At 75.0% G+C, this 21,354-nt stretch carries 15 protein-coding genes; 2 read left to right on the top strand and 13 right to left on the bottom strand.

Going from position 1 to position 21,354, the window contains the following annotated elements; all coding sequences use genetic code 11:
- The first annotated feature begins 116 nt into the window (after positions 1–116).
- Entirely contained in the window at positions 117–7,508 is a 7,392-nt protein-coding gene (locus ABTZ03_RS29155; protein ID WP_350516084.1) for a non-ribosomal peptide synthetase, read from the top strand.
- Between the two features lie 45 nt (positions 7,509–7,553).
- On the opposite strand, the gene ABTZ03_RS29160 is transcribed toward ABTZ03_RS29155, so the two are convergent.
- The 13 genes from ABTZ03_RS29160 to ABTZ03_RS29220 form a co-directional block, all read right to left on the bottom strand.
- The gene (locus ABTZ03_RS29160; protein WP_350516085.1) at positions 7,554–8,312 is read right to left on the bottom strand and encodes an AfsR/SARP family transcriptional regulator; all 759 of its coding nucleotides are present in this window, start codon (positions 8,310–8,312) and stop codon (positions 7,554–7,556) included.
- Between the two features lie 135 nt (positions 8,313–8,447).
- On the bottom strand, positions 8,448–8,738 hold the full coding sequence (locus ABTZ03_RS29165; RefSeq protein WP_350516086.1) for a helix-turn-helix domain-containing protein: 291 nt from the start codon (positions 8,736–8,738) through the stop codon (positions 8,448–8,450).
- Between the two features lie 263 nt (positions 8,739–9,001).
- Complete coding sequence (locus ABTZ03_RS29170; protein ID WP_350516087.1) at positions 9,002–11,236, bottom strand: MMPL family transporter; 2,235 nt, start codon at positions 11,234–11,236, stop codon at positions 9,002–9,004.
- Positions 11,237–11,356: 120 nt separating this feature from the next.
- Positions 11,357–11,890 carry a 4'-phosphopantetheinyl transferase family protein gene (locus ABTZ03_RS29175; RefSeq protein WP_350516088.1) on the bottom strand — a complete coding sequence of 178 codons (534 nt, stop codon included), beginning with the start codon at positions 11,888–11,890 and terminating at the stop codon, positions 11,357–11,359.
- A 260-nt stretch (positions 11,891–12,150) separates the two neighbouring features.
- Complete coding sequence (locus ABTZ03_RS29180; protein ID WP_350516089.1) at positions 12,151–13,311, bottom strand: acyl-CoA dehydrogenase family protein; 1,161 nt, start codon at positions 13,309–13,311, stop codon at positions 12,151–12,153.
- Positions 13,308–14,093: an acyl-CoA dehydrogenase family protein gene (locus ABTZ03_RS29185; protein ID WP_350516090.1), complete on the bottom strand. Its 786-nt coding sequence runs from the start codon at positions 14,091–14,093 to the stop codon at positions 13,308–13,310. Before ABTZ03_RS29185 ends, ABTZ03_RS29180 begins: the two co-directional genes overlap by 4 nt.
- Positions 14,090–15,001, bottom strand: a complete 912-nt coding sequence (locus ABTZ03_RS29190) for a hypothetical protein (RefSeq protein WP_350516091.1) — start codon at positions 14,999–15,001, stop codon at positions 14,090–14,092. Before ABTZ03_RS29190 ends, ABTZ03_RS29185 begins: the two co-directional genes overlap by 4 nt.
- Positions 15,002–15,003: 2 nt before the next feature.
- A complete protein-coding gene (locus ABTZ03_RS29195) occupies positions 15,004–15,267 on the bottom strand; it encodes an acyl carrier protein (RefSeq protein ID WP_350516092.1) in 264 nt (87 codons plus the stop codon).
- An 85-nt stretch (positions 15,268–15,352) separates the two neighbouring features.
- On the bottom strand, positions 15,353–16,636 hold the full coding sequence (locus ABTZ03_RS29200; protein ID WP_350516093.1) for a type III PLP-dependent enzyme: 1,284 nt from the start codon (positions 16,634–16,636) through the stop codon (positions 15,353–15,355).
- A 2-nt stretch (positions 16,637–16,638) separates the two neighbouring features.
- The gene (locus tag ABTZ03_RS29205; RefSeq protein ID WP_350516094.1) at positions 16,639–18,063 is read right to left on the bottom strand and encodes a preATP grasp domain-containing protein; all 1,425 of its coding nucleotides are present in this window, start codon (positions 18,061–18,063) and stop codon (positions 16,639–16,641) included.
- 100 nt (positions 18,064–18,163) lie between these two features.
- A complete protein-coding gene (locus tag ABTZ03_RS29210; protein WP_350516095.1) occupies positions 18,164–19,096 on the bottom strand; it encodes a 3-oxoacyl-[acyl-carrier-protein] synthase III C-terminal domain-containing protein in 933 nt (310 codons plus the stop codon).
- Between the two features lie 113 nt (positions 19,097–19,209).
- On the bottom strand, positions 19,210–19,809 hold the full coding sequence (locus ABTZ03_RS29215; RefSeq protein WP_350516096.1) for a hypothetical protein: 600 nt from the start codon (positions 19,807–19,809) through the stop codon (positions 19,210–19,212).
- A gap of 139 nt (positions 19,810–19,948) precedes the next feature.
- On the bottom strand, positions 19,949–20,410 hold the full coding sequence (locus tag ABTZ03_RS29220; RefSeq protein WP_350516097.1) for a hypothetical protein: 462 nt from the start codon (positions 20,408–20,410) through the stop codon (positions 19,949–19,951).
- Positions 20,411–20,413: 3 nt separating this feature from the next.
- On the opposite strand from ABTZ03_RS29220, the gene ABTZ03_RS29225 reads away from it, so the two are divergent.
- Positions 20,414–21,250 carry a hypothetical protein gene (locus ABTZ03_RS29225; RefSeq protein ID WP_350516098.1) on the top strand — a complete coding sequence of 279 codons (837 nt, stop codon included), beginning with the start codon at positions 20,414–20,416 and terminating at the stop codon, positions 21,248–21,250.
- Positions 21,251–21,354: the final 104 nt, after the last annotated feature.

Here is a 21,354-nt window from a genome sequence, read left to right on the forward strand (position 1 = left end):
CAGCCGTTCGTCAGCTGCCGGTCAGTTGCCCGTCAGCGGGATCGGAAAACGTTTGTTATTCCGTACGTGCACCGCACTGCACCGCACTTGTGCGGGCCTTCCGTGAGGAGCCCGGTTTGAATCGGCCGTCCGCCATCAGTGAAGTCCTTCCGCTCTCACCGCTGCAACAGGGACTGCTCTTTCTCTCGGAGTACGACCGCGCCGGGACGGACGTCTACACCATTCAGCTGGTGCTCGACTTCGAGGAGCTGACCGATGCCGAGGCGGGCGCCCTGCGCAGCGCGGCGGAGGCGCTGCTGGAGCGGCACCCCAACCTCAAGTCCTGCTTCCGGCACCGCCGGAGCGGCGAGGCGATTCAGGTGGTGCCCACCACGGTCGCGCTGCCCTGGCGGGAGGTCGCGGTGGCGGGCGCCGGGCCGGACGCGGACGCCGGGTTCGAGCGGCTGGCCGAGGAGGACCGGCTGCGCCGCTTCGACCTCGCCCGCCCGCCGCTGCACCGGCTGACCCTGGCCCGCGCCGGGGACGGGCGGTGCCGGCTGGTGTGGACCGTCCACCACATCCTGCTGGACGGCTGGTCGATGGTGACCCTGCTGGGCGAACTCGCCGAGTTGGCCGCCGGTTCGACGGGGCCGACCAGCGCAGTGGGCCCGACCGGCCCGACGGACCTGGTGCCCGCCGCCCGCTATCAGGCCCACCTCGCCTGGCTCGGCGCCCAGGACCGGGAGGCCGCCCGGACGGCCTGGGGTGCGGCACTGGCCGGGGTGACCGAGCCGACCCGGCTGGTGCCGTCCGGCCGTCCCCCGGTCCTTGGTGGCAGCGGCGGCGGCAGCGGCGGCGACGGCCTGCCCCGGTCCGTCCCGCTGGACCTCGACCCGGCCGTCTCCGAGGCGCTGACCGGCTTCGCCCGGGCCCGCGGCCTGACCGTCAACGCGGTGGTGCAGGGCTGTTGGGCGCTGCTGCTGTCCCGGCTGACCGGGCAGTCCACCGTGCTGTTCGGCGCGGTCAGTTCCGGCCGGCCGGCCGGGCTGGCGGACGTCGAGCGGATGGTCGGACTGTTCGCCAACACCCTGCCGGTCCGGGTGGACGTCGACCCGGCGCGCACCCCGGCCGAGCTGTTCGCCGCCGTCCAGCGCGGCCAGGTCGAGCTGCTGCCGCACGAGCACCTGACCCTGGCCGAGGTGCAGCAGCTCACCGCGGTGCGCGGCGAACTCTTCGACACCGCGCTGATGTTCCAGAACTACCCGATGGGCAGCCTGCGGCTGGACCCCGGCGAGGGGCCGAAGGTGACCGGGGTCGACATCCGCTCGGCCACCCACTTCCCGGTCACCCTGACGGTCTTCCCCGGCACGCCGTTCGGCCTCGCGGTGAACCACCTGCCCGCGCTGGTCGACGCCGCCGGGGCCGAGCTGGTCGGACGGCGCTTCGTCCGGCTGCTGGCCGCCGCGCTCGCCGCGCCCGACCTGCCGTGCGGGCGCCTGGACGTGCTGGACGCGGCCGAGCGGGCCCGGATCGTCGAGGACCGCAACGCCACCGCGAGGACCTTCGTGCCGGCCGCCACGACGGCCCCCGCGACGCCCGCCGTACCGACCGCGGCGCACGGCGGTCGGCTCGCCCCGCTGCTGGCCGCCCAGGCCGCCCGCACCCCCGACGCGCCCGCCGTGCGGTGCGCCGGTGAGCGCCTGACCCACCGCGAACTGCACCGGCGCGCGGACGAGTTGGCCGGTCGGCTGGTCGCCGTCGGGGCGGGGCCGGAGCGGGTGGTGGCGATCGCCCTGGACCGCTCGGTGGACCTGGTGGTGGCCGTGCTGGCCGTGCTCAAGTCCGGTGCCGCCTACCTGCCGCTGGACCCGGACCACCCGGCGGAGCGGCTGCGCCACCTGCTCGCCGACGCCGCCCCGATGGTCGTCCTCACCCACCGCCGGGTGCGCGAACTGCTGCCGGAGGGAGCCGAGTCGTGGGTCCTGGACGATCCGGCCGGACTGCCCGCCGCCCCCGCTCCCGCCCCGGCCCCCGCCCCGGCCCCCGGCCCGCTGCCCGAGCCGTCCGGCGACCATCCCGCGTACGTCATCCACACCTCGGGCTCCACCGGCCGCCCCAAGGGCGTGGTGGTGCCGCACGGCGCGCTGGTCAACCTGGTGCTGGACATGGCCGAGCGCTTCGCCGTCACCCCGGCCGACCGGCTGCTCGCCGTCACCACCTTCGGCTTCGACATCGCCAACCTGGAACTGTTCGTCCCGCTCGCCACCGGCGCCGAACTGCTGCTCGCCGACCGGGAGACCGTGCGCGACCCGGCCGCCCTGGCCGAGGCGGTCACCGGTCTGGGCGCCACCGTCCTCCAGGCCACCCCGAGCCTGTGGCAGTCGCTCGCCGCCGACCACGCCCCCCGGCTGGCCGGGGTGCGTGCCCTGGTCGGCGGCGAGGCGCTGCCCGAGCCGCTGGCCCGCACCCTCATCGCGCACTGCGCCTCGGTGACCAACGTCTACGGCCCCACCGAGACCACCGTCTGGTCCACGGCCGCCGTCCTGGACGGGGAGCGGACCGGCCCGCCGCCGATCGGCACCCCGATCGCCAACACCCGGGCGTACGTGCTGGACGGCGCGCTGCGGCCGGTCCCGGACGGCACCTTCGGCGAGCTGTACCTGGCCGGCGCGGGCCTGGCCCGGGGCTATCTGGGCCGCCCGGCGCTGACCGCCGAGCGCTTCACCGCCGACCCGTACGGCCCGCCCGGCGCCCGGATGTACCGCACCGGCGACATCGCCCGCTGGGACCCCTCCGGCCGGGTGCTGGAGTATGCCGGGCGCACCGACTTCCAGGTGAAGATCCGCGGCCACCGGATCGAGCTGGGCGAGATCGAGTCGGTGCTGGCCGCGCAGCCCGGCGTCCGGCGGGCCGTCGTCACGGCCCGCACCGATCGGGCGGGGGACGCCCGGCTGGTCGCCTACGTCGTCCCGGCGGCGGTCGACCCGGACGCGCTGCGGGAGCGGGCGGCCCGGCTGCTGCCCGCGCACCTGCTCCCGGCCGGCTACGTCCTGCTGGACGAGCTGCCGCTGACCCCCAACGGCAAGGTCGACCGCAAGGCCCTGCCCGCCCCGGCGGAGGAGCGGGCGGGCCGGGGGAGGGCGCCGTCCGGGGAGCACGAGGAACTGCTCTGCACGGCGTTCGCCGAGGCCCTCGGGCTGGAACGGGTCGGCGCCGACGACGACTTCTTCGCGCTCGGCGGGCACTCGCTGTCCGCGACCAGGGTGGTCAACCGGCTGCGGGCCGTGCTCGGCCGGGACGTCCCGGTGCGGGCGCTGTTCGACGCCCGGACGGCCGAGGCGCTGGCCCGCACGCTGGAGCCCGCCGCGGAGCCCGTGGCGGCCACTGCGGAGCCCGCGACGGCAGGGCGCGCGACGGCAGGGCGCGCGACGGCAGGGCGCGTCCGGCCGGTGCTGGGCGCCGCCGAGCGGCCCGCCACCGTGCCGCTGTCCCACGCCCAGGAGCGGCTCTGGTTCCTGGACCGGATGGACGGCCCGGGCGGGGCGTACCACCTCCCGCTGGCCGTCCGGCTGAAGGGCCCGCTGGACCGGGCCGCCCTGGCCGCCGCCGTCCGGGACGTGCTGACCCGGCACGAGAGCCTGCGCACCGTCCTCGCGGAGGCGGACGGGCTGCCCTCGCAGCTGGTGCTGACCACCGCCGAGGCCGAACCGGCCGGCGCCCGGCTGGAGTCGGCGGAGCTGTCGGCGGCGGAGCTGCCCGGGGCGCTGGCCGCCGAGGCCGCCCGGCCCTTCCAGCTGTCGTCCCAGGTCCCGCTGCGGGCCCGGCTGTTCGTGCTCGGTGCGCAGGACCACGCGCTCGCGCTGACCCTGCACCACATCGCCGCCGACGGCTGGTCGCTCGGCCCGCTGGTCCGCGACCTCGCCACCGCCTACCGGGCCCGGACCGAGGGCCGCGCGCCCGACTGGCGGCCGCTGCCGGTGCAGTACGCCGACCACGCGCTGTGGCAGCGCGCCCTGCTCGGCGCCAAGGACGACCCGGACAGCCTGGCCGCCGCCGAACTGGCCCACTGGCGCAAGGAATTGGCGGGCATCCCGGAGGAGCTGGAGCTGCCCGTCGACTTCCCGCGCCCGGCCCGGGCCGGCCAGGACGGCGCCGAGGTCGGCTGCGCCCTGCCCGCCGAGGCCCACGCCCGGCTCGCCGAACTGGCCCGGGCCGGCGGCGCCAGCCTGTTCATGGCCGTCCAGGCCGGGCTGGCCGCCCTGCTCACCCGGCTCGGCGCCGGCACCGACATCCCGCTCGGCAGCCCGGTGGCCGGGCGCACCGAGGAGGCCGTCCAGGAGCTGGTCGGCTTCTTCGTCAACACCCTGGTGCTGCGCACCGACACCTCCGGCGACCCGGCCTTCCGGGAGCTGCTCGGCCGGGTCCGGGAGACCGACCTGACCGCCTACGCCCACGCCGACCTGCCCTTCGAGCACCTGGTCGAGGAGCTCAACCCGACCCGCTCGATGGGCCGCCAGCCGCTGTTCCAGGTGGTGCTGGCCTTCGAGAACGCCACCGGGGACCTGCCGCCGATGCCCGGTCTGACCGCGGAGGTGCTGCCGGTCGACACCACCACGGCCAAGTTCGACCTGTCCTTCCAGGTCCGCGAGCGCACCGCGCCGGACGGCACCCCGGCCGGGCTGGACATCCTGCTGGAGTACCGCCGGGACCTCTTCACCGCCGCCACCGCCGCCCGACTGGCCCGCACGCTGGCCACCCTGCTCGACTCCGCCGCCCGCACCCCGGACGCCCCGCTCAGCGCCCTGGCGCTGCTCACCGCCGAGGAACGGCGGGCCCTGCCGGCGGAGTGGAGCGGCCCGCCCGCCCCGACCGCCCGCGCCCGCACCCTGACCGCGCTGCTGGAGCGGGCCGCCGCCGAGGCCCCGGACCGCCCGGCGCTGATCGCCCCCGACGCCGTCCCGGCCGGGCCGGACACCCTGCGGCTGGACCACCGGGAGCTGCACGCCCGGGCCAACCGGCTGGCCCACCTGCTGCTGGCCCGCCGGATCGGCCCCGGGGCGGTGGTGGCGCTCGCCCTGCCGCGCTCCCCGCGGCTGGTGGTCGCCCTGCTGGCGGTGCTCAAGACCGGGGCCGCCTACCTGCCGGTGGACCCGGCGTACCCGGCCGAGCGGATCGCCCACCTGCTCGGCGACGCGGCCCCCGTGCTGGTGCTGACCGAGGACGGGGTCGCGCTGCCCCCGACGGACGCCGCACGGCTGCCGCTGGACGCCCCCGGGACGCTCGCCGACCTGGCCGGGCGGCCGGACACCGACCCGACCGATGCCGACCGCACCCGCCCGCTGACCCCGCAGGACACCGCGTACGTCATCTACACCTCGGGCTCCACCGGCCGCCCCAAGGGCGTCGCGGTGCCGCACGCCGGGGCCGTCAACCTGGCCGCCGACCTGTACGGGCTGCTGGGGCCGGGCCGCCGGGTGCTGCAGTTCGCCTCGTTCAGCTTCGACGCCACCGTGTGGGAGCTGGCCGCCTCGCTGTGCGGCGGCGGCGCCCTGGTGTTCGCCACCGAGGAGAGCCGGTTCGCGGGGGAGCGGCTGGCCGCGCTGCTGGTCGAGCACCGGGTCGACCACGCGATCCTGCCGCCGCCGGTCGCGGCCGGGCTGCCGGACGGGGTGCCGCTGCCCGCCGACCTGCTGCTCGCGGTCGGCGGCGAGGCCTGCCCGCCCGGACTGGTCGACCGGCTCGCCGGACGGATCGACCTGCGCAACGCCTACGGACCGACCGAGGCCTCGGTCTGCGCCACCTGGAGCGACCGGCTGCGCCCCGGCGGCGACCCCGCGCACCCCGGCGGCGAGCCGGTCGACCAGCCCGGCGGGGAGCCGTCGCCGGGCGGCCGGCCGCCGATCGGACGCCCGATCGGCGGTCACCGGGCGTACGTGCTGGACGCGGCGCTGGCCCCGGTGCCGGTCGGCGTCACCGGGGAGCTGTACCTCGCCGGGAGCGGCCTGGCCCGGGGCTACCTGGGCCGCCCGGCGCTGACCGCCGAGCGCTTCACCGCCGACCCGTACGGCCCGCCCGGCACCCGGATGTACCGCACCGGGGACCTGGTCCGCCGGCGGGCCGACGGCACCCTGGACCACGTCGGCCGGGCGGACCACCAGGTCAAGCTGCGCGGCTTCCGGATCGAGCTCGGCGAGATCGAGGCCGCGCTGGCCCGGCACCCGGTGGTGGTCCAGGCCGCGGTGCGGGTCCGCCCCACGCCGACCGGGGTCCCGCAGCTGGTCGGCTACCTGGTGCCGCTGCCCGGGGTGGCGGCCGTGGACGGGCCGGTGCTGCGGGCCTTCCTCGCCGAGTCGCTGCCCGCGCACATGGTGCCGACCGCCCTGGTGACGCTGCCCGCGCTGCCGCTGACCGCCAACGGCAAGCTGGACGTCGCCGCGCTGCCGGAGCCCGGGGCCGCCGAACCGGGCACCTCGGATCGCCCGGGACGGCCGCCGCGGACCCCCGCCGAGGAGGTGCTCGCAGCCGTCTTCGGCGAGCTGCTCGGGCTCGAACGGGTCGACGCCGACGGGGACTTCTTCGCGCTCGGCGGCGACAGCCTGCGCTCGGTGCAGGTCGTCGGCCGGGCCGCGAAGGCCGGTCTCACCCTCTCGCTGGCCGATGTGTTCACCCACAAGACGGTGGCCGCCCTGGCCGCCGTGGCCCGGACTGCGACCGCCGTCCCACCGACCGCCGTCCCACCGGCCGGCGCGGCCCCGGTTCCGGTCCCGGTCCCGGCTCCCGGTCCGGTTCCGGCGGCGATGCTGGAGCCGCTGCTGCCGATCCGGCCCGACGGCGCCGCCGAGCCGCTGTTCTGCGTGCACGGCGGGGTCGGCTTCGGGCTGCCGTACGCCGAGCTGGCCCCGCACCTGGACCGGGACCGGCCGGTCCACGCACTGCAGTCCGAGGGCATCGCGGCCCCGGCCGGGCAGTGGCGCAAGCCCGTCGGGGTAAGGGAGTTGGCCGCCGAGTACCTGGCCCGGATCCGGCGGGTGCAGCCGCACGGCCCGTACCACCTGCTGGGCTGGTCCTTCGGCGGGCTGGTCGCGCACGAGCTCGCCGTCCAGCTCCGGGCGGCGGGCGAGTCGGTGGCCTTCCTGGCCGCGCTGGACGTCCACCCGGTGCACCCGGCGGACCCGAACCCGACCGACGAGGAGATCCGCGCGGCCTTCCTGGACCACCACGCCGCCGGAACGGGCATCGACCCGGCGGAGCTGGACCGGCTGATGACGGTGATGCGCCACCACACCGACATCGCCCGGGAGTTCACCCCCGGCCGGTTCGACGGGCCGCTGCTGCTGTTCGTCGCGGCGGGGGACGGGGGGAGCGGTACGGAGAGCGCGGAGCGGGCCGTCGAACGCTGGCGGCCCCACCTCGACGGACCGGTCACGGTGCACCGGATCCCGTGCGGGCACGAGGAGATGCTGAACGCGGAGGCGGCCGGACGGATCGGCGCGATCACCGATGCCGCCCTGCGCCGCCTCCGGTCCTGACCGCGGACGACCGCGACCCCGGGGTGAGCTGCCCTCACCCCGGGGTCACAGCGACGGGTCCTGCATCAGGATCGCCTGGTACAGGTGGTGCAGCCGGCGGCTCGGCTTGAGCCCCAGCTCCTCGTCCAGCCATCTGCGGGTGCGGTGGAAGATGTCCACGGCCTCCGACTGGCGGCCGCAGCGGTACAGCGCGATCATCAACTGCTCGCTGAACCGCTCCCGTTCGGGGTACTGGGCGAGCAGCTGCTTGAGTTCGGCGACCACCGCGCCGGCCTCGCCCGCCTGCAGCTGCGCCGCGATCAGATCCTCGCGGGCGGTCTTGCGCTGCTCGTCCAGCCGCAGCGCGACGGCCCGGCACCACGGTCCGTCGCTGGTGTCGAGCAGGGCCGGTCCGCGCCACATCCCCAGCGCCGACCGGAGGGTGTCCATCGCTTCGTACGGCCGGTGTTCGACCAGCCCCGCGCCCTTCTCCGCCGTCCGCAGGAAGCGGTACGCGTCGACCGCCTCCTCCGGGATGGTCAGCATGTAGCCGTTGTCGACGGTTCTGATGAGTTCCTGCTCCGGTCCCTCCAGGCCGAGTTCGGCCAGGGATCTCCGCATGCGCTTGACGTTGGCCTGGAGGGCGTTGCGCGCGTTCTTCAACGGCGCCTCCCCCCACAGTTCGTCGATCAGTTCGTCGAAGGCGACGACCTGGCCGGCGTTCAGAGCGAGCATGGTGAGCATGACGCGGTTCTTCTTGGCCCGTAATCCGACGGTGCGCCGTCCGTCGCCGATCAACAGTGGGCCCAGTATGGAGATGTGCACCAAATTCCCCGTCCCTAGCGGTGAACTCCAGCCACAAGCTTTTCCGTTGAGCCATCGGGGCGCCACCACCGGCAGCGGTCGACTTGTTTGAAGGGGACTGAAAAAGGGGAAAAGCCCGGGTATCATTCGCGCCGGTCAAGTATCGGACACCGGTGGCTCGTCCGGCCATGTACCTTCGTACATGAGTTGGTGGACTTGGGCCACCAGGCCTGCCTGGAGTCGCGACTCCACCCCCAACTTCGCCAGGATACTGGCGACATGGGCCTTCACCGTGCGCTCCGTGACGTGCAGCCGGTCGGCGATCCCGCGGTTGGAGTGGCCCGCGCCGATCAGTTCGAAGACCTGCTGCTCCCGTCCGGAGAGGGTGCCCACCCGGGCGAGTTCGTCCCGCCAACGCGCCGAGGCGAGGCCGCCGTCACCGTGCATGCCCCACCACCAGATCCGCTCCCGCCTCCGTGGCGCCTCCGGTCGCCGTTGCGCCCACCCCGGGGAGGCTGCTCGCGCATCGACGAACGCGTTTGCGATTCTACAACTCAGGTAACAAACCACCGTGGCCCGGGCGCCGTCAAACCCCTTGGCATGAACGGCTGTTGGCCCCGTGTACGCACGAAGCGGCCGGGGCGGGCGGCGGCCCGGCCCCGACCGTCCGGCCGGTTGTCACCATTGTTGCGGATGGGTCGGACAGGTCCTCACGGGCGTTGCGGAAGGCTTGAGCGGGCCGCCGCCGAGGCCGCCGCGGCGGCGACGACGGCGGGCATCCGAGGGGTCCGGGCGGCCGACTGGCGGGCCAGTCGGGAGGGCCACCAGGTCTTCCAGCCGAGCAGGGTGATCATCGCCGGCAGCACCACGATCCGGATCACCGTCGCGTCCAGCAGCACCGCGCAGGCCATCCCCACGCCCATCTGCTTCATCTCGATGTAGTTCAACGAGGCCAGCAGCCCGAACACGCAGACCATCACCACCGCCGCGCTGGTGACCACCCCGGCGGTACGGGTGATGCCCTGCTCGACCGCCTCCCGCAGCGACAGCCCGCCGCGGGCCGCCTCCCGGATCCGGCTGACCACGAAGACGTGGTAGTCCATCGAGAGCCCCAGCAGGATCACGAACAGCATCAACGGCAGCCAGGCCACCACCCGTCCGGTGGACTCGAAGTGCAGCAGGTCCTCGGCCCAGGTGTGCTGGAAGATCAGCGCGAGCACGCCGAAGGACGCCGCGGTGGAGAGCAGGTTGAGCGCCACGGTGATCAGCGCGAGCACCACCGAGCGGAAGGCCAGTGCCATCACCAGGAAGGTCAGCGCCAGCGCCACCCCGAGCACCCAGGGCATCTTGTCCATCACGTTCGCCCGGTAGTCCACGTCGTAGGCCACGTCGCTGCCGCCGACCGCGAACTGGGCCCCCGCGACCGCGCCGAGGGTGCGCGGGGCGAGGTCCGCGCGCAGCCGGTCCAGCGAGGCGCGGGCCTGCGCCGAGCCGCTGTCGAACTGGGTGCCGATCGCCACCGTGGCCACCGTGCCGTCCGCCGAGGTCCGCACCACCGGCGCCGGGTCGTGGACGAAGAGCGGGTCGGCCAGCGCACCCCGGACCAACTCGTGGACGGCGGAGTTGAGTTCGGCGGCACGGCCGGGCGGGACCTTGACCGCCACGGTGTGGGTGTCGGACTGGCTCGGGAAGGACTGGGTCAGCCGCTGGTAGGACTGCATCGCCGGGATCGACCGCGGCAGGTCGTCGATCCCGGTGGCCTTGAGCTTCAACCCCAGCGCGGGCAGCGCGAGCACCAGCAGCGCCGCGACCGAGGCCACCAGCGCGATCACCGGATGGCGCAGCGAGGGCTTGAGCATGGTCGACCAGAGCCGCGGCTTGACCCCGCCCTTCTGGGTGAGCCGCCACACCAGCGGCACCCGGGGGGCGTCCAGGTAGCGGCCGAACCGGGACAGCATGGCCGGCAGCACGGTCAGCGAGGAGATGATCGCGATCGAGACCACGATCACCGCGCCGGTGGCCATCGACTCGAAGGCGACGTGCCCGCCGAGGTAGAGCGCGCCCATCGAGACCAGCACCACCACGCCGGAGACCAGCACCGAGTGCCCGGAGGTGGCGGCCGCGATCTCGATCGCGTCGATGTTGTCGGCCCCCAACGCCCGTTCCTCGCGCTGGCGTTTGAGGTAGAACAGCGAGTAGTCGACGCCGATCGCCATGCCCATCAGCACGATGAACTGGGTCACCGGACCGGGATCGGGCACGATCTGGGAGGCCACGCCCCACAGCCCGAGCCCGGCGAGCACCGAGGACAGCCCGAGCACCACCGGGACGCTGGCGGCGATGATCGCGCCGAAGACGAAGACCATCACCAGCAGGGTGACCGGCAGGCTGAGCACGGTCGCCTTGCCGAGGTCCTTGCTCAGCATGTCGTTCAGCCCGGCCTTGATCGAGCCGGCGCCGACCAGCTCCATCCGGACGTCGCCGTGCCCCGACCGGGACGCCTCGACGCTGTCCAGCAGCGGCTGCACCCGGTCCGCGGCGGTCTCCGGGTCACCGGCCAGGGTGACCGGGACGAGCACGGCGGCCCCGTCCGGGGCGGACTGCGGCTGGCCGATCGAGGCGATGCCCGGGAGCCCGCGCAGGCCCCGGGTGGCGTCGTCCAGCGCCGCCTGGGCCCGGGCCGGATCGAGCCGCCCGCCGCCCCAGGAGCTGACCAGCAGGTTCTCCACGGCCCGCTCCTGCAGCCCGCCGGCCCGGGCGATCGCGGCGGCCCGGCCGGACTGGCCGATGGAGAGGTCGGAGTTGGTCGCCTGCCGGGTGCCGGTGAGGCCGCCGACCACCAGCGCGCCGACCACGAACGCCACCCAGAGCGCGATCGCCCACCAGGGGTGGACCGCGCTCCACCGAGCCGCCCTGGTGATCACGTTCCTGCCTTCCACGATCACGTTCCCCTCCTCCTCGGTGCGATCGCCGGCGGTGCGGCGTGCGTTCCCACCGAAGAAATCTAGTGACGATCCGACCCGTGATCACGGGTACAACTACGCCGGTTCGAGGGGGAGTTTCTTCTACTTGACACCTGTGCGCGACGCTTCGTCGACGCTCGACCCGGCCCAGGGGGCCCAGCGGGTCCAGGTGTGCCGGGACACGACGAAGGGCCCGTCGCCGAGCAGCGCGACGGACCCCGCGTACGGCTCCGGCTCGTCCGGCAGCGGCAGGTCGGCGACCCGCCAGGGGCCGACCGGGCCGACCGGGGTGCCCCGGGTTCTCGGGGTGCCCGGGGCGTGCGTGGGGTCCGGGGCGTGCACGGTGGCCTGGGCGGCCGCGTGGGCGACCGGCAGCGCGAGGCCCTCGGCCAGCCGCCCGCCGACGGCCTTCACGCAGGCCTCCTTCCTGGTCCACAGCCGGGCGAACGCCGGACGCCCGCCCCGGGCCACCAACTCCCGCTCCGGGGCCGGGAAGAAACGCCGGGACAGCCGGTCGACGTCCCGCCCGGAGCGGACCAGCTCGACGTCCACGCCGACCGGCCGAGGGGCCACCGCGAGCAGCGCCAACTCCCCGGAGTGGGACAGGTTGAAGTGCAGCCCGGGAGCGTTCGGCACGACCGGTTTGCCCCAGCGGCCGCGACTGAGGCGCAGCCGCTCCGGCGGGCGGCCCAGCCGCTCGCCGAGCAGGATCCGGGTGGCGGCGTGCGCCAGTACGAAGCGGCGCCGCAGCTCGGGCCGCCGGGCGGCGTGGGCGCGGGCCCGCTCGGCCGGGTCGAGCAGCGCCTCCAGCCGGGCCAGGTCCGGTGGTGTGCCGTCCGCCGGGGCGGCACCGGACAGCGGAATGCGCCAGACCTCGACGGCCTGTCCCGTCCTGTTCAGAGCCGGTCCACCTTTCCGGTGTGCAGTCCCTGGAAGAGATTGAGCCTCTGGATGTTCCGGGCGCCCTCCATGAACTCCACGCCCCGGGCGTCCCGGGCGAGTTTGTCCAGCAGGGGGTGGTCCAGCCGGGCGCCGGGGCCGAAGAAGCCGGGCGCGCGCAGGGTGACCTCCTCGGCGACCTGGCAGGCCCGGGCCTTCGCCGCCGAGGCGAGGTACCCGTCGGCGGGCCGGCGGTCCACCGCGAGCGCCGCCCGGTAGGTCAACTGCCGGACCGCGTCGATCCGTCGGCCCAGCTCCTCGTACAAGTCCCGTTCCGCGCCGCAGAGTTCCTTGCGGTTCTCGCCGATGTAGTCGTGCGCGGCCCGGGCGATGCCGACGGCGATCGCCGCGACGCTCGGCCGCAGCCGGTTGAAGACCGAGACGATGCTCCACATCCCGCGCCGGGTCGGCGGCAGGTGGGCGCCCAGCACCCGGTCGGCCGGGACGTGCACCCGGTCGAAGGCGACCCGGCACAGCTGCACCCCGCGCAGCCCCAGGGTGGGCAGCGGCTCGGCCCGGTAGCCGGGGTCGGCGGTGTCCACCAGGACGGCCAGCACACCGAGCCGCTCGGTGCCCGCGACCCGCGCGAAGACCGCGCCGAGGTCGGCCCGGGCGGCGTTGCCGACGTAGCGCTTCTCGCCGTCGAGCAGGTACGAGCCGTCGCCCAGCGGGGTCAGGGTGGTGGTCATCTCGCCGATCGCGGAGCCGCGGTCCGGCTCGGTGAGGGCGAAGCAGGTCCAGCGCGGGCGGTCGGCGAGGCGGCCGTACACCCAGTCCCGCTGGGCGGGGCTGCCGAGCACCCCCAGCAGTACCCCGGTCATCGAGGCGCCGGGGGAGGCGAGCATCATCCCGGCGTCGCCGCGGGCCAGTTCCTCGCTCAGCACGGCCCGTTCCAGGGTGGCCAGGCCGTGCGCGGGGCCGCAGCCGGCCTCGGTGTCGGCCCGGTCCCAGTCCGGGGGCGTGAGGTGGCCGGCCAGGAAGCGGACCGCGGGCAGGTCCAGGTAGCGGTGGACGGCCTCCGGGTCGCGGTCCAGTTCGAGGGCGCCGGCCCGTAGCTCGTCGGCCCAGGCGCGGACGTGGCGGTGCGCGGTCCGGAGCTGACCGGGCAGGGGGCTCATCCGGCGTTCCCGGCGTTCCCGGCGTTTCCGGGGGCCTCGGGGCCTGCTCCGTGGTGTTCCCGGTCGTGGTGGCGTGGGTCGTCGTGGTGCTCGTGGTCGGTGTGCGCGTAGGGCTCCGCCGCGCCGGGCCAGCCGCAGTGGACGTCGGCGAGCAGCTCGGAGGCGTGGGTGTCCCGACCGGGCCCGTCGGCGGTGAAGCCGTGGGCGCCGAGCAGCCGCAGCAGGGCGCGGTCGACCTCGGTGATCTGCGCCTGCAGCCGGGCGAGGGCCCGGGCGTTCAGTGGGTGGGCGGGGACCAGCGGTTCGCCTCCCTGATCCGCCTCGGCCAGTTCGTCGAGCACGCCCGCGATCTCCAGCTGCTCGATCAGGGCGTCCGCGAGTGCACCCTTGACCAGCTGCTGGAGCAGCAGTGAGGTGCCCTCGACGGTGCGGGCGGCCAGGTAGGCGACGCAGGCCGTGCGCAGTCGCTCGGAGTGCCCGAGCCGCAGCCAGGCGAGTCCGGTGTCCCACAGCCGGGCGTCGCCGCCGGGCGGGGTCCGGGGGCCGGGGGTGGGGTGCAGGACGGCCAGTCCGGGCAGCGGGTCGGGTGTGTCGGGTTCGGCCAAGTCGCCGTACTCGTCCAGGAGTTCGCGAGGCACCACGGCGTGGCCGCGCGGGCCGCGCGGTGGGGAGCCGGGGGAGAGCGCTCTGGACAAAAGGGTGAGGGCGGGGACGAGGCCGTCGCAGCGCGCGCTGGCCCTCGCCTCCCGCCAGTGCTCCCGCACCTCGGCCGGAACGGTCATCTGGGTCTCAACTCCCCCGTGTGGAGCGTGCAGTAGGCCAGGGCGTCGCGCTCCCGGTCGTAGTCGGCGACCACCACCGGCCGGTCGACGTAGCCGGCTCCGTCGGCGTGGGCGGTGGGGGCGTCGCCACGGGCGGCGGCGTCCAGCAGTGCGGTCCAGCTCCCGGTGGCCGGCCGACCGGTCGGCCCTTCGGTCAACGGGCCGCGGTGCGGCGGGAGTTCACCGCAGTCGGCGAGGCCCGCGCCGGCCGCCAGGGCGGCGTCCGCGGGCCACTGCGCGAACAGTCCGGGCCCGGGCCGCCCCTGGGCCTGGCCGCCCAGCGGCCGGTCGCGACCGTCCCAGCGCAGCAGCAGCGCCACCGCCGCGTCGCCGTCGAGCTCGACCTCGGCCCGGGACGGCCCGGCGGGCGGCGGGAACGGCTGGGTGCCCTGGTCCACGACCAGCAGCAGCAGCCGCGTCCAGCCGCACCGCCGGGCGTACTCCACGGCCACCCGCAGCGCGCTGAACGGTGCCAGCCGGCCCTGGTCGGACAGCGCGAAGGCGAGCGGCCCGCCCGGCAGCCGGCGCCGGAGGCAGGAGGCGACCAGCTCGGTGTGCTCGAAGTCCGGGGCGGCGTAGGCGACCACCGCCAGCTCGGGGGCGTCCCCGGCGTCCAGCGGTCCCAGCGCCTCCAGTGCGCCGTACGCCAGCTCCACCGAGGTGTGCCGCCCGGCGGCGGCGAACCGGGCGCGGTCGAAGGACGCCCGGTAGGGCGCCCCGAGTTCGTCGTAGAACTCCTCCCGCGCGTCCCCCGGCCGGTACGGCGCGCTGTGGGCCGGCGGGCTGTACCCGGCCGCCCGGACCAGTCGGGGCAGGGCCGTCGGCCCGGTCGGGTGCGGACGCCGGACCGCCGCGGTCGCACGGAACATGCTCAGGCGCCCGCTTCCGCGGCGACGAAGCCGGCCAGCGAGCCCACCGTCTCGAAGTGGGTCATGTCCAGTTCGTCGGCGTCGAACTGCACGTCGAGGATCTCCTCGATGGTGATCAGCAGTTCGAGCGCACTGCTGGAGTCCAGGCCCAGTTCGTCGAAGAGCCGGACATTCTCGTCGGCGTCGGAGACGTCCTTGTTGAGGACCTCGGTCAGGCCCTTGCGGACGGCCTCCACGAATCTGGGGTCGGTCGCGGTCTCGCTCATCGGGTGCTCCTCACGGGAGGTTCGGGGGGTGCGGGGTTCGGGGGTTCAGCGGTGCTCGTGCGGAGGATCGGTGCTCGTGCGGGGGTCAGTCCCCCTGCCCGACCGGCCGGTACAGCCGCTGGCCCGCCAGCAGCACGTCCACGTCGTCGCGCTCGCGGACCAGGTGGGCCCGCCCGTCCAGGACGAGCACCTCGGCCGGGTAGCCGTGGCTCAGGAAGTGCACCGGCGAGGCGGTCGGCCCGTACGCGCCGGAGCGCTGCACGCCGATCAGCTCGCCGGCCCGCAGCGGCGGCATCGGGACCTTCTTGCCGATCACGTCGTTGGGCGTGCACAGCGGCCCGGTGATGTGCCAGGGCTCGGTGGCCGGCTCGTCCAGCCGCTCCAGCGCGGCCATCGGGAAGTTGCGCTTCACGTACGAGCCGATGCCGACCGCCGCCATGTGGTGGTTGGTGCCACCGTCGGTGACCGCGAAGTTCTCGCCCATCGACGTCTTGGTGTAGCGCACCCGGGTGACGTAGGTGCCCGCGGCGGCGACCAGGAAGCGGCCCAGCTCCATGATCAGCCGGGTGTCGGGGTGCCGTGCGACGAAGTCCTCGATCAGCGGGTTGATCCCGGCGGCCAGCACGCCGAGGTCGAGGTCCTTCTCGTTGTCGAAGTAGGCGATGCCGAGGCCGCCCCCGACGTCCACCGTCTCCAGCGGGAAGTCGAGTGCGGCGGCGAGCCGTTCGGCCAGGTCGAGGATCCGCCGGGTGTTCTCCACCACCGACTCCTCGGACAGGATCCGGGTGCCCAGATAGACCTGGACGCCCATCAGCCGCAGGTGCGGGTAGCGGGCGGCCAGGCCCCGGCCCTCGGCCAGCAGCAGTTCCTCGTCGGTGCCGAACTGGCGCGGCTTGCCGCCCATGGTCAGGCCCGAACCCTTCACCTGGAAGCTCGGGTTGACCCGCAGCGCGACCGGCGCGGTCACGCCGCGTCCGGCCGCCAGCTCGTCGATCAGGCCCAGTTCCTCGACCGACTCGCAGACGATCGCGTGGACGGACCGGTCCAGGCAGGCGGCCAGCTCGGCGCGGCTCTTGCCCGGGCCGAGGAAGATGATGTCCTCCGGGCGCACCCCGGCCCGCTCCGCGGTGACCAGCTCGGTCAGCGAGGACACCTCGGCGCGGGCGCCGCAGCTGTGCAGCAGGGCGCAGACCGAGATGTTGGGGTTGGCCTTCAGCGAGTAGAAGACCTCCAGCGCGGGGTGCAGCGCCGCGCGCAGGCCCCGGAAGCGGGTGGTGATCTCCTCGCCGTCGTACAGGTACAGCGGGGTGCCGAACTCCTCGGCCAGCTCGGTGATCGGCAGGCCCTGCACCTCGAATGCGACGCTCACGCTCAGCTCCGTTCCGGGAAGGCCGCGAGGCGGCGGGTGATGTCGGTGTCGATCGCCGCGAGCTCGGCGTCGGAGGCGCCGACCAGCACGCCGTACAGCCGGCCCTCGAAGCCCTCGGGGCTGTCCGTGGCCGTTCCGTGGGCGGCGTTCACGGTGGCGTAGTTGTTGACGAACAGGCCGCGCGGCCGGGCGCCCCGGCCGGTCAGCAGCAGCCCGTCCAGCCGCTCGGCGAGCTCGGCGAAGGGCAGCGGGCGGGTCAGCCGCAGCGGGTGGTGGCGGGCGACGGCGACCTCCTCCGGCCCGGCCAGGCCGCCCTCGTGCACCACGTTCTGGTACGTGGACATGTTGTTGCGGGCGTTGATCTCGATCACCGGGTACAGGCCCTCGTCCGGGTCGACCATCGCGTCCACCCCGACCACGCCGTAGTAGCCGTCGGCGGCCAGCCGCTCACCGAGCCGCAGCGCGGTCGCGGCGATCTCCTCGACCTGCCGGTCGGAGAGCCGGGCCGGGATGCGGTGGCCCTTGTGCACACCGCCCTCGGTGAGCAGTTCCTTGACGAAGTCGAAGTGCACCGAGCCGTCCCGGCCCACCGTGAACTGGTAGTTGAGGTCGCAGCGCTTGGCCACCCACTCCTCGACCACCAGCGCGGTGCGCGGCCGCCCGCCGCCGTCCGCCTCCGGGCCGCCCCGGGCCGCCTTCTCGGCCTGCTGGACGGCCATCCGGTGCAGCCGGCCCAGTCGGGCGGCGGAGTCCAGCACCACGATGCCCTTGCCGGACACCCCGAAGGCGTCCTTGAGCACCACCTTCCGTCCGGCGTCCAGCAGTTCACCGGCCGCGGCCACCGCGTCCGCCAGCTCCTCCAGGGTCTCGCAGGCCCAGCCGCGGGCCTGGCGGATGCCCAGCTCGTCGGAGAGGCGGCGGCTGTACACCTTGCTGTTGACCCGCTTGCAGACGGCGGCGGCGGGTGCGGCCAGCGGCAGCCCGGTACGGGCGGCGAGCTGCTCCTCGACGACGGAGACGCCGTGCGCGGTCAGCCGGGCACCCTCGCCGCGCAGGCCGGCCAGGGCGGCGATCAGGGCCGGGTCGGCGAGGGCGTCCTCGCTGACGGTGCGCTGCGGGTCCTGGTCGGCCACCACGTGCACGGTGGGCAGGGCGAGGCCGAGGCCCTCCAGGTAGTCGCGGTACCCCGGGTCCGGCGCGGTCTTCAGCACGACGTGGTCGCCCTTGCCGCCGAGCAGCAGGGTGAACTCGTCCATCCGGTTGACCACCGCGCTGCCCGCGTGCGAGGCGACCCGGGGCAGGGCGGGTTCGCCGAGCGCCCAGTGGTTCTCCACCTCGAAGTTGCCGAGGAACACCAGCGGGGTGTCCGCGGATCCGGTCACCGCGCGCTTGAGCCGCGCGCTGAAACCGGCGGAGGGAAGGTGCATGTCGACCTCGTCCATTTCTCGTGTGCGCTCGGGCGGGGCGGGGCGGGGCGGGGCTGGTGCTGGGGCCGGTGCGGGGCTGCGCCGGGGGGTGACCCGGCCGTCAGTGCTCGAAGACCATGGCGGCGAACGTCGCCCCGAGCCCCACGCTGGTCATCAGGTAGCGGTCGCCGGGGCGCAGCCGGCCGAGCTCGGTGGCCTTCTGCAGGTTGATGAAGGGGTCGGCGCAGAAGCAGTGGCCGGTCTCGCCGACCAGGTCCAGGAAGACCCGGTCCAGCGGCAGTCCGAGCTCCTTGCAGACGCCGATCCAGGAGAGCCGGTTGACGTTGTGCGGCAGCACCAGCGCCAACTCGTCGAGCTTGCAGTCGGCTTCGGACAGCGCCGCGTCGATCACCTCGCACAGCCCGGGCCCGTACAGCTCCTGGAACTCCTTGGCGGCGACCTCGCTCATGATGAACTCGTCGCCGAACCGCGGGTAGGTGCGGGCCGCGTAGCCGGTCATCCGGTCCGGGCCGGAGCGGTCCGCGCTCACCAGGAAGGCCGCGGTGCCCTCGCCCATGACCGTGACGTCCGGGATGGACTGGGTGTGGGCGGTGCAGGCCTTCTCCCCGGCCACCACCAGGGCGAGCGCGCCCGGGTCCGGGTCGGCGGCGAGCAGGGTGCCGGCCAGGTCCAGGGCGAGCAGCCCGGAGGCGCAGGCGTGGTGCGAGACGACGAACGCGGCGGCGTGCTCCAGGCCTAGTTCGGCCTGGAGCGGCCCGAGCGAGGTCAGCGGGTACGGCAGCGGCGAGGGCATGGTGCGTGCTTGCAGGACGTACTTGACGCGCTGTTCCTGGCCGCGCAGCTCGACCAGTTTGGTCGCGGCGCGCAGCAGCAGTTCGGTCTCGGTGGCGGCCGGGTCGCGGCACACCTCGTTGAGCCCGTAGAAGCGCTGGTAGCGCCGCAACTGGACGTCCGTCAGCTGGAGTTGCTGTTGGAAGCGGGCGATCGGGATGGTGCCGGGAAGGCAGCTGGAGACCGCCGTGATCGACGTCATGCCCACTACGGTGGCGCGCGGCGCTGACGCTCAGCTGACGCCGGGCTGACCGTCGGCACGGCGGTCTGTCGTGGCCGCAGCCGCAGCCGCAGCCGCAGCCGCAGCCGCCGCCGCTACCGGCGCAGGACAGTGCCGCCGTCGATGACCCACAGGTCGGCCGGGACCGGGGTGCAGCTGGTCACCCTGGCCGGTGCGTCCGGGTGCTCGGTGTCGGAGGCGGCCCAGCCGACCCGGCGCTCGCCGTTGCCGTCGGCCGGGTAGAAGGTCAGTCCGGCCTGCGGGTGCCAGTCGGGGTGCGAGACGGTCGGTTGGCCGCCGACCCGGGTGAGGGTGACGGACTCGATCGGCCCGGTGACGGTCACGGCGCCGTCGGCGTCGACCGTCAGGCAGTCGATGTCGAACTCGACCCGGACGGTGCCGTCCTTGTCGAACACGTGCTGGGCGACGGCATGCCCCCGGGCGCGCCCGGGGCCGGTGGCCCCGCTGCCCGCACCCCCGCCGACCGTACGGGCGTCGACCAGGGCGGTGAGCCGCTCGCCCGGGTTGGGGCCCGGGCCGTGCTCGTTCAGCAGGGTCCAGCTGTGCAGGGTGAGGTGCCGGCCCGCCGCTGCGGGACCGCCCGCCTCGGGAGCGGCCGAGGCGGGGCCGGCCGTCCCGGCGGCGAGGGCCGCGGCGGCGGTGGCGAGCGCGAGGGCGACGGTGAGCTTGCGCATGGTCAATCCTTGCTTGTTCGAGGGGAGTTCGGACGGTTGCCCGACGCCTCCAAACTCCCAGCCCGGCCCCCGCCCCTGCCTCCACCGCCCGTACGGACCGGCTCCCCCCGGTGGGGGAACCGCGTCTCCTCCGCCGGGCTCACCGGGCGGCGTGACGTATCGCGTCCAGGGCGAGTGCGGCCGCGGCCAGGGCGGCGGCGAGGCCGGCGACCGCCGCGGGGGCGGGGGCGCGGTCCCCGGAGACGCCGAGGAAGTCCAGCCCGCCGACGTGGTTGACCATCCCGTACCAGAGCAGCGGGTAGACGGTCTGGAACAGCCGGGGCCCACGGCTGAGGCTGCCGCAGAGCAGTGCCAGGGCGGGGATCAGCAGGGCGCCCGCGAGGGCTCCCAGCGCCGCTCGGGACTGCCCGGCGCCGGCCAGCCGCAGGGCCGGTACGGCGGCCACCGCCAGGGCCGGCACGATCCCGGCGAGCAGCCCGGCCAGCCCCCGGCGCAGCGGGGACGGACAGGCGGCGAGCAGCTGGTCGGTGCTGCCGCCGTCGGCCCGGTGGCCCATCCGGGACCAGAGCAGCACCGGCCAGAGCATCGCGAACGGCAGCACCGGGTGGCTCGGCCCGTCCGGTGCGACGCCCGCCGCGGCCAGGGCGAGCAGGGCCGCCCCGGCCCACCAGAGCCGCTGCCCCCGGACCAGGATCCGCAGCTCCCCGAGCAGCGCGTCGAACCCGCCGCGCCCCTGCCGGGAGCGGTCAGCCGGGTCGGGTCCAGGGCGAAGCCCGCCGGTTCGGCCGACCCCGCAGACGCGCTCGTCCTGCCCGACCCCGCGGACGCGCCCGTCCCTGTAGCACCCGCAGCTCCCGCCGAGCCGCCCGCCGAGTCACCCGCCCCGGCGCCCCGACGGGCCGGGGACCCGTCGAAGCGCCGGAACCAGAGCGCCCCGAGCAGCGCGATCCCCACCGCCACGCCGACCAGCAGCACCCCCGTGGCCGCTGGTCCGGACGCCTCGCCCGGTCCGAGCCCGGGCCAGTCGAAGCTGCCGAGCACCCGGTTGTCCGCCGTGAGGCCCACGCCGAACTCCACCCCGCCGACCGGTCGCCCGTCCGCCGCGAGCACCTCCCGGATCGAGGCGGTGATCCGCCGCATGCCCAGCAGGTCCGGCCCGCCGCCGGCCTGGGCGCCCAGCACGACGACCAGCCAGACCGCGAACCAGACCATCGCCCCCAGCCCGCCGCGCAGCCCGGGCACGGTGTCGAACAGCACCGCACACCCGGCCACCGCCGCCAGCAGCGGCAGCGTGATCAGGACGTACGGCAGCAGCAGCCGTACCACGTCCACCCGGTCGGAGTCGCCCTTGAGCAGTTGCACCGCGAGGGCCGTCCCGGCCAGTGCGAGCAGCATCGAGCCGAACAGCAGCAGGTTGCTGACGAACTTGCCCGCCAGGTAGCCGATCCGGCTGAGAAAGTGTTGGGTTAGCTGGTGACTACTGGTTGTTGAGGTCGTCGGCGAGGCGGCGTGCTGCTTCGGTCTCGATGGTGCCGCGCGGTTCGA

Source organism: Kitasatospora sp. NPDC096077, from assembly GCF_040303245.1.
Classification (GTDB): Bacteria; Actinomycetota; Actinomycetes; order Streptomycetales; family Streptomycetaceae; genus Kitasatospora.